Genomic DNA, 7,628 nt, shown 5'->3' with positions numbered 1-7,628 from the left:
ACCATATATCTTATTTATATAAATATATTTTCTTAATTTTTGTATAAATTTTTTATAATAATAATAATAATTTTTTAAGATATTTTTTTCTTTCAAGTTTTTTAAACTATTTATCCTTTTAATTTTGATTGTTTATTTAAATTTTCTTTAATTTTTTTATTAAAATTTAAAAATAATTTAAATTTAATTTAAGTATTACTAAATTTTTATTATTAAAATTAAGTTTGTCTTAATTTTTTATTTTATTTTTAGTTCTTACTAAACTTAATAAACTATATATAAACTAAAATGAAATATTATTTTAGGTCAACCTAAAATTATTTTTAATTATTCATTTTAAGGGGTTATTTAAATTAGTAAAATAGATGAATCTAGAGATGACGTTTTATTAGAAAATTCAAAAAAGAATTCTGATTCCGATTTAAATGTTCTTCTTATAGGTAATCCTAATGTAGGAAAAAGTCTTACATTTAATAAATTAACAGGTCTTACAGCTACTGTTTCCAATTATCCTGGAACTACTGTTGATATTGATGAAGGTAGTTTTCAGTTTAAAGGTAAACTTGTAGAACTTACAGATCCACCAGGATTATATGATCTAAATACAATTACTGAAGAAGAACGTATTTCTAAACTTTTATTGTTAAGTGGTAACTATGATTTAACAGTTCATGTTATTGATGCTAAAAATATTGATAAATCAATTGATTTAACACTTCAACTTATTGATGCTAATATTAATGTTATTTTAGTATTAAATATGATTGATGAACTTGAAAGTATAGGTGCTACTGTAGATAAAGAAGGTTTAAGTAAGAAATTAGGTATTCCTGTAGTTTTAACTTCAGCAGCTAATGATATTGGCTTAGATGAACTTAAAAATACAATTATTAATTATGATTCTATTTATCAAGATATTCAGAAAAATTCTAAAAATCAGATTGTTATCCATTATGGTAATGATATTGAAAAAGCAATTTCTGATGTTGAAGATAATTTAGATTACAATTATACTTTTATGAATAAACGTTCTGTTGCTATTCTCCTTTTAGAAGGAGATAAGGATATGAATAATATTATTCATAAACTTGAACCTAATCCAAATAAGGTTTTAAAAGTAGTTAAAGAATATTCTAATAAGTTTGATGAACCAATTAAGTATCTTACTAAATTAAGATTATCTAAGTATGCAATGTACTTTAAAGATGAGTTCACAACTATTAATAAAGTTAAACCAAGAGAAAACAAAAGTTTTAAAGAGAAATTATCAAGGCTTATGATTCATCCATTTTATGGATTAATTATTTTAATTATAGTCTATACTTTGGATTATACCTTTTTGTAGGTGTTTTTGGTGCAGGATATCTTGTTGATTTCTTCCAAGATGTAATCTTTGGTGAATGGATTAATCCAGTAATTACAAAATTTGTAGTTTCAACTATTCCATGGGTACCTATACAGAATCTTTTTATTGGAAGTTATGGTATTGTAACCTTTGGTTTAAGTTATGGTATTGGAATTATTTTCCCAATTGTGAGTCTGTTCTTTATAGTATTTTCAATACTTGAAGATAGTGGTTATCTTCCAAGACTTGCTCTTTTAACTGATAGTTTATTTAAAAGAATTGGTTTAAGTGGTCGTGCTATTATACCTATGGTTTTAGCAGTTGGTTGTGGAAGTATGGCTACAATGACTACACGTACATTAGAAACAAAACGTGAAAGAATTATTGCAACAATACTTATGGCTTTAACAATTCCATGTTCTGCTCAACTTGGAGTTATTATGGCATTACTTTCAGCTCATCCATTAACACTTTGGATTTGGCTTGGAATAATCATATTATACTTTATTGTAATAGGTCTTATTGCAAAAAGATTTGTTCCAGGTTCTCAACCAAGTTTCTTTATGGAACTTCCACCATTAAGATTCCCTAAACCTAAACATATACTTAAAAAAACTTGGACTAGAGTTGTAATGTATATTAAGGAATTACTTCCTATATTTATACTTATTAGTGTAGTTATTTGGGCTTTAGATCTTGTTGGTATCTTTAATTTAATAATATATTTATTAAATCCAATTATACATGCTATTGGTCTTCCAACTAGTACAACATCATCATTTATTCTTGGATTCTTTAGACGTGACTTTGGTGCAGCTGGAATTTTAAAAATTAAAGCAAGTTTAACTGGTGTACAACTTCTTGTAGCAAGTGTAACATTGACTTTATTTGTACCATGTATTGCACAATTCATTGTCATGATTAAAGAAAGAGGACTTAAAATGGCACTTGGTATTGCTGCTTTAAGTATTATAATTGCATTTACAACTGGATTTATATTAAATTTATTACTTGTATCAGCAGGTGTAGTACTTTAGTTAAAGTGTTAAAATAATTAATTGTTATTTTAATTGATAGTATTAAATTGAGATTATTAAAATAGTTTTAATTTTTTACTTTTATTGAGTTGGTATTATTGAATTGAGATTATGATAATTTTAATTCTTTAATAATTCTTTTATTTAAAAATTAAAATTTAATTAATTACTTTATTATTAATTCAGGAAGGTTTAAAATGTCTGATGTTAAAGTAAAATGTGAATTTTGTGGATATGAATTTAAATTATGTGATGGTGAAAGTTGTGAAGGATGTCCTATAGACTGTAATATTATTCGCTGTCCAAACTGTGGTTATGAAATACTTCCAGAATCTAAATCATATAAAGTATTAGAAAATTCACTTAAAAAAATTAAAGATTGTATATTTAATCGTAGTAAGGATTAGTTTTTTTATGGATTAGTGTATATTTAATCGTTAATAAGTTAGTTTTAAGCTATTAAATATTATATTAAAAAATATTATTAAGAATAAATTTTTTACTTGAGGGATTTTATGGTAGAAAATAAGGATATTGAAGATTTTATACGTAATCTTTGGGTTAAAGAAGTAGAACTTAATGAAACATTTACTGAAGATCAATTAGATAAAAAATATTTAACTGATTTATTTAAAAAAGGTTATATTAATATTGATAATAATAAGATTACTTTATCTGAATCTGGTGAATATCTTGGAAGAGAATTAGTAAGAAAACATAGAATTGCTGAGACAGTTGTATCTGATTTATTCCTTGCAGATAAAGATGAAATGGAAGATTTAGCAGATCAAATTGAACATGTAATGAGTCATGATGTTGAAGATAATATTATGAGAATACTTGGTTATCCAAAGTATTGTCCTCATGGTCATAAAATACCTTCACGTGATGGTGCATCAGAAAAAGATAAAGATTTAGCTATTCCACTTCTTGATTTGGATGTTGATGATTTAGCTACTGTATCATATATTAAAACTGCTGATGCTCGTAAACTTCAAAAAATTATGAATCTTGGTCTTCTTCCAGGTTCTAAAATTCAATTAATTCAAAAGTTTCCAATTTTTGTATTTCAATTAGGAAATACTCAACTTGCTGTTGATAAAGAGACTGCAAATGAAATATTTGTAGTTGAGGATACTGAGAATAATTAATATTTTTACTTTTTTTACTTTTTTATTAATTTTTACTTATTTTTCATGTTTTAATTTTTTAGGTATTATTTAGTTTTTTGTGTTTTTAGTTTTTTTAGGTTTTGTTTAGTTTTTTTTATTTTAAGTTCTAATTTTATTTTTATGTTTAAAATTAAGTTTAATATTTTAATTTATATAAAAATATTTTTTAGGTAAGTATATCTTATTTTATTTACAAACCTTATAAGTAAATATATTATTAAATTCTTACAGGTGGTTAAATGTTTAAAGTAATTCCAGTTTTAGATTTAATGAATAATGAAGCAGTAAGTGGTAAAAGTGGTAATAGGTCAACATACACTCCATTAGATACTGTATATGCACCAAGTTCTGATCCTATACAAATTGCAAATGGTCTTAAATTAAATGGTGCTGATGAAATTTATATTGCTGATTTAGATTTAATTGAAAAACAAGGACATAATCTATATAAAATTAGAGAGGTTAACACTATTTTACCTGTAATGTTAGATAGTGGAATTAAAGATTTTGATTCATTTAAATTCTATTTAGATTTTGCATATAAATTAATTGTTGCAACAGAAACTATTGAATCTGTTGATGAAATGAAAAAAATTTTTAATACTTTTCCAAGAGAAAGAATTGTTGTAAGTGTTGATATTAAAGATGGAAAATTATATTCTAATAATCTTGACATGACTATTGAAGAATTTAAAGATGTTTTAAGAGAAATTAATCCTAATGAAATTATTTTATTAAATATTTCTGATGTTGGTACTGGTAATGGTTTTAATCTTAATCTTTTAGATGAGTTTAAAGAATTTAAGGATAAAATCATTATTGGTGGTGGAATTAATCCTGAAGATATTTCTAAACTTGAAGATCAAGGTGTAACTAAAGGTTTAATTGGTACTGCTCTTCATAATGGTAAAATTTCTATTTTACATTAATTTAATTCTTATTTTTTATTTTTTAGTTTATTTGTTTTTTTACAGTATTTTTTATATTGATTTTGTTTTTTAGAATAAGTTTAAATTTTATTTTTTTATTTAATTTTAAGAAATCTATTTCTAGTTTTTTTTAAAATATTAATGGTTTATTTTTGTTTATAAAATAAAATTTATATAGTTGTTATATTAAATATAATAGTAATATGAATTTAAATATAATTATAAAGTTTAAATTATTTTTATAATTATGAATATTAAGTGATAATATGGCAGTTACAGGAACATTATTATTTTCACATGTATTACCAGTATTATTAGCATTCTTTGGAATACTATTTTTAATTTCTGGCATAATGGATAATAATAAATATAAATTAGGTTTAGGATTATTTTTATTTGTTTTTGCAGCTATTAGTCCATTTATATTCTTACGTTTTATTTTCTTATAGGACTATTTTATTTTATACTTTTAGTTAATATAATAAAAAATATAACAATAGTTTTATTAAATAATTTTATTTTAATTTAGAGTTTAATGGAAAAAAGCTGTAATAATATTAATTTGTATTATAAACGATTTTTAAAACTGTATAAAATATTGATTCATATTAAATTCTATTTATTAGCTAATAGCTATGTAAAGTTTTATATTCAATATTATTTATTCAATAAAAAAATTTTTTAAAGGAGAATTAAATAATGCAAAAAGGTACTGATGTATTAAAAGAAGGCTTCGCTAAAATGACAAAAGGTGGAGTTATTATGGATGTTGTTAATGCAGAACAAGCAGGTATTGCAGAAGATGCTGGTGCTGTTGCTGTTATGGCTTTAGAAAAAGTCCCTGCAGACATCCGTAAAGCTGGTGGGGTTGCTAGAATGGCTGATCCTGCTATTACTCAAGAAGTTGTAGATGCTGTTTCTATTCCAGTTATGGCTAAATGCCGTATTGGTCATATAGCTGAAGCTCAAATTCTTGAAACTTTAGGTGTAGATATGATTGATGAAAGTGAAGTACTTACACCTGCTGATGATGTTTATCACATTAATAAAAAAGAGTTCACTATCCCATTTGTATGTGGTGCTAGAAACTTAGGTGAAGCATTAAGAAGAATTGATGAAGGTGCTGCAATGATTCGTACTAAAGGTGAACCAGGTACTGGTAATATTATTGAAGCTGTTCGTCATATGAGAAAAGTTATGGGAGAAATTAGAACTATTCAAGGTTTAGATGAAGAAGAAATTTGGAGATATGCTCGTGAAATTGAAGCACCTATTGATTTAGTACGTGAAACAGCTAAATTAGGTAAATTACCTGTAGTAAACTTTGCTGCTGGTGGTATTGCAACTCCTGCTGATGCTTCTTTAATGATGCAATTAGGTTCAGATGGAATCTTTGTAGGTTCTGGAATCTTTAAATCAAACAATCCTCCTGCATTTGCACAAGCTATTGTTGAAGCTACTGCAAATTATGATAAACCTGATGTTTTAGCTGAAGTTTCTAAAAACTTAGGTGAAGCAATGAAAGGTTTAGATATGTCTGCTATTTCTGAAGAAGAAAGAATGCAAGACAGAGGAATTTAGATTTATCTCTAAATTGTATTAAATACTTTAAAGGATTTAGAATTAATTTTAGCTTAACTATATTTAAGTTTTAAAATTAATTTCTAATTTATATTTAAGTTTTAGACATAATTTCTAATTATACATTATTCAAACAGGATTTAACCGGTATTTTTACTTATTATATCTTTTATTGTTTTAAAAGATTTAGTAGATATTTTTTAGTTATTATGTCTTTTTTTATTTAAGAAGATTTAATAAGTGTTTTTACTTATTTGTCTTTTTTTAATCCAAATAGGATTAATAGGTATTTTTAGCTATTTACTTTTTCTAATTATTTTATTAATTATCTTTTCATCAATACTTTTTTTAGCATTAAATTTTTAAAATAAACTTATATGATTTTTTTATATTAAAATTAGGAGGTGACTTCATGACAAATTTATTAGTCTTAGGTCCAGTTACAATAGATAAAAACATACATGGTAAAATAGAACAAACATCTATTGGTGGAGCAGTATATTATCAAGCATTTGTTTTTGATAAATTAGGAATTAACTACAAAATATTAACTACATTATCTTTCAATGATAAAGATTTACTTAATGAATTTCCAGATAAATCTAGTATTATACCAATCTATAAAGATCAAACATTATATTTTACAAATGATTATTTAAATGATGAGAATAGACTTCAGAAATCTAATTTTATAAATAATACAATAACTGTTAATGATTTAATTGAGAATAATATAAATTTAGATGATTATGATGGAGTTTTAATAAATCCACTTATATATACTGATGTTAATATTAATTTATTAGAATATTTCAGTAAAAATAATATTCCAATATTTTTATCAATTCAAGGATTATTAAGAAAAGAAGATGTAAATGGATATGTTGAATTTAATATTCCATCTAATTTAAATGAAATTTTAAAATATGCAAATTTATTATTCTTAGATGAATTTGAAGCAAACTACATATATCCTGATTTAGATTTATTTAGAACAATTAAGAAAATCACTAATCTTGGACCAAATGAGGTTATTATTACAGAAAATAATAAAGGTTCATTACTATATAGTAAATTTGAGAAAAAACTTTATGATATTGAAGCATTTAAACCTTATAAAGTGAATTCACCAACTGGTGCTGGAGATACATATATGGCTGCATATATTGCTAAAAGATTAAATAAAGGAAGTATTTATGAAAGTGGTAAGTTTGCTACAGTTTTAACTACTGTAAAAATTGAAAATAAAGGTCCATTTAATAAATCTATACTCTATGTACTTAGTAGATTACTTGATTTTTGTGGATTTTAATTTTTAATATTTATTTTCTTTTAATTTTCTTTAGCATTTTTTTTTAGTTTTTTCTTACTATAATCTTTTTATTTGGTTTTATTTTTGTTTTTTATTAGTATACTCTTTTTTTATTTGGTTTTATTTTAGTTTTTTCTTAGTATATCATTTATTTGGTTTTATTTTAGTTTAATTTTTTTAGTATTTTTTTTTTAATTTAAATTTATTTTCTTTTAATTTTCACTAATATTTCTTTTATATTTAAAATTTAGC

At 23.6% G+C, this 7,628-nt stretch carries 8 protein-coding genes; all 8 read left to right on the top strand.

What is annotated here, in order from left to right:
* Nucleotides 1-352 precede the first annotated feature (352 nt).
* On the top strand, nucleotides 353-1,345 hold the full coding sequence (locus BGI41_RS08595) for a FeoB small GTPase domain-containing protein (RefSeq protein ID WP_369829834.1): 993 nt from the start codon (nucleotides 353-355) through the stop codon (nucleotides 1,343-1,345).
* Between the two features lie 188 nt (nucleotides 1,346-1,533).
* Nucleotides 1,534-2,382 carry a nucleoside recognition domain-containing protein gene (locus tag BGI41_RS08590; RefSeq protein ID WP_233126328.1) on the top strand — a complete coding sequence of 283 codons (849 nt, stop codon included), beginning with the start codon at nucleotides 1,534-1,536 and terminating at the stop codon, nucleotides 2,380-2,382.
* Between the two features lie 197 nt (nucleotides 2,383-2,579).
* Nucleotides 2,580-2,789 (top strand): hypothetical protein, encoded by a 210-nt coding sequence (locus BGI41_RS05540; protein ID WP_088539335.1) that lies wholly within the window; start codon nucleotides 2,580-2,582, stop codon nucleotides 2,787-2,789.
* A 108-nt stretch (nucleotides 2,790-2,897) separates the two neighbouring features.
* Complete coding sequence (locus tag BGI41_RS05535) at nucleotides 2,898-3,533, top strand: metal-dependent transcriptional regulator (RefSeq protein ID WP_088539333.1); 636 nt, start codon at nucleotides 2,898-2,900, stop codon at nucleotides 3,531-3,533.
* 260 nt (nucleotides 3,534-3,793) lie between these two features.
* Nucleotides 3,794-4,483, top strand: a complete 690-nt coding sequence (locus tag BGI41_RS05530) for a HisA/HisF family protein (protein ID WP_088539331.1) — start codon at nucleotides 3,794-3,796, stop codon at nucleotides 4,481-4,483.
* Nucleotides 4,484-4,749: 266 nt separating this feature from the next.
* Nucleotides 4,750-4,932 carry a hypothetical protein gene (locus tag BGI41_RS05525; protein ID WP_088539329.1) on the top strand — a complete coding sequence of 61 codons (183 nt, stop codon included), beginning with the start codon at nucleotides 4,750-4,752 and terminating at the stop codon, nucleotides 4,930-4,932.
* A 247-nt stretch (nucleotides 4,933-5,179) separates the two neighbouring features.
* Nucleotides 5,180-6,064: a pyridoxal 5'-phosphate synthase lyase subunit PdxS gene (gene pdxS, locus BGI41_RS05520; protein ID WP_233126329.1), complete on the top strand. Its 885-nt coding sequence runs from the start codon at nucleotides 5,180-5,182 to the stop codon at nucleotides 6,062-6,064.
* Nucleotides 6,065-6,476: 412 nt separating this feature from the next.
* The gene (locus BGI41_RS05515; RefSeq protein WP_088539325.1) at nucleotides 6,477-7,376 is read left to right on the top strand and encodes a PfkB family carbohydrate kinase; all 900 of its coding nucleotides are present in this window, start codon (nucleotides 6,477-6,479) and stop codon (nucleotides 7,374-7,376) included.
* Nucleotides 7,377-7,628: the final 252 nt, after the last annotated feature.

Source organism: Methanobrevibacter sp. 87.7 (assembly GCF_002208625.1).
Classification (GTDB): domain Archaea; phylum Methanobacteriota; class Methanobacteria; order Methanobacteriales; family Methanobacteriaceae; genus Methanarmilla.
This window is presented reverse-complemented; position numbering and strand designations above follow the sequence as displayed.